Origin of the sequence: Cellvibrio sp. UBA7661, from assembly GCA_002483365.1 — a bacterium.
Taxonomy (GTDB): domain Bacteria; phylum Pseudomonadota; class Gammaproteobacteria; order Pseudomonadales; family Cellvibrionaceae; genus Cellvibrio.
The window spans coordinates 1-1,644 of the sequence record DLHT01000001.1 but is presented as its reverse complement, the minus strand read 5'-3'; the positions used below and the strand labels follow the sequence as shown (position 1 = coordinate 1,644).

Below are 1,644 nucleotides of genomic sequence, written 5' to 3'. Positions count from 1 at the left end.
TCTTGCAACACCACACCGATATTGCGCCGCAACCAGGCGGTATCCACCATCGCTAGATCGACACCATCCACCAATACCCTGCCGCTTTCCGGTAAATACAAACGCTGGATTAATTTGGTGAGCGTACTTTTGCCGGAACCGGAGCGACCGACAATGCCGATAATCTCGCCTGGTTTTACTTGCAGGTTAAAGCCGTCGAGAATTACCGGGCCATCGTGTCGATAGCGAAAACGCACATGCTCAAAGCTCACATCGCCGGCAATCGATGGCAAGGTGGAACGATTGGGGTTGTAGCCGGGTTCACGTGGGGTGTTGAGGATATCGCCTAAACGCTCAATGGAAATTCCCGCTTGTTGGAAGTCTTGCCAGAGTTGCACCAGTTTTAAAATCGGCCCGCTCACACGGCCTGCCAGCATATTAAAGGCAATCAATTCACCAACCGTAAGCTCACCACCAATCACCAGATGAGCACCCCACCAGATAATGCCAAGTGTCATTAATTTATTAATCAGGCCAGCGATTTGATTCGCCACATTGCCGAGATTTTGGCTGCGGAAAGACGCGCTGACATAATTGGCTAACTGGTCTTCCCACTTGCGTTGCATTTGCGGTTCTACCGCCATGGCTTTTACGGTTTGAACACCAGTAACGGATTCGGTGAGAAAGGCGGTATTGGCGGCGCCGTATTTGAATTTCTCATTCAGGCGATGACGCAGGATGGGGGTAATAAAAACAGACAGGAGGATGTAACAAGGGATAGTCGCAGCAACAACAAAAAATAAGGTGGAGCTGTAGTACCACATCACCAACAGGAACACGACGGTGAAACCCAGATCCAGAATTAACGTGAGCGCACTGCCGGTAATAAAATTGCGGATGGTATCCAGTTCATGCACACGCGCGACATTTTGTCCAACCTGTCGCGCTTCAAAATAACCCATGGGCAACGCCATTAAGTGATGGAATAAACGCGAACCCAATTCCACATCGACACGGCTGGTGGTGTGAGCCATGGTGTAACTGCGAATACCGCCGAGCAGTGCTTCAAAAATCGCAATCGCAAAAAACGCGAAGGCAATCACATCGAGTGTACTGAAACCGCGATGCACCAATACCTTATCCATCACCACCTGAAACAACAGTGGTGTAATCAAGCCAAATAATTGCAAAAAGAACGAGGCAATCAGCACTTCGCCAAACAGCTTCCGATATTTAATCAGTGAAGGAATAAACCAACTGATATCAAACTTTTGTTGCAGGCTTTCGCGGATACCGAGGCGACGACTGAGAAAAATCACTTCACCTGACCAGAGCGCATTAAATTCGTCTGCACTGACTGTTTTAGGTGTTTGCTCGCGTAAATCCTGCACCAGCACTTTCGTCGGCACGCCATCTTCTTCGGCAATGCGCGCAAGAATGATGTAATCACCGTCTTTGGTTTTGGCGATAGCGGGTAAGCTCGAACCGATTAATTTGGCGAGGGGGAAGGTAAAAAGTTTGGCTTTAAAGGTAAGCGCTTTGGCAGCGCGGAGGATTTCGGTGTTGCCAAGGGGTTGGCCGGGTATTGCGAATTGGTGGGAGATTTGTGCCGCATCAGCGGGCAACTGGTGGAATCCTGCAAGTGCTACCAAGCACTGTAAACCT

At 49.5% G+C, this 1,644-nt stretch carries 1 protein-coding gene; it reads right to left on the bottom strand.

Features of this window, described 5'->3' with window-relative positions; translation table 11 throughout:
- Window positions 1-1,644, bottom strand: a 1,644-nt coding sequence (locus B2739_RS00005) for a type I secretion system permease/ATPase (protein WP_331343831.1), incomplete at both ends; no start/stop codon positions are given.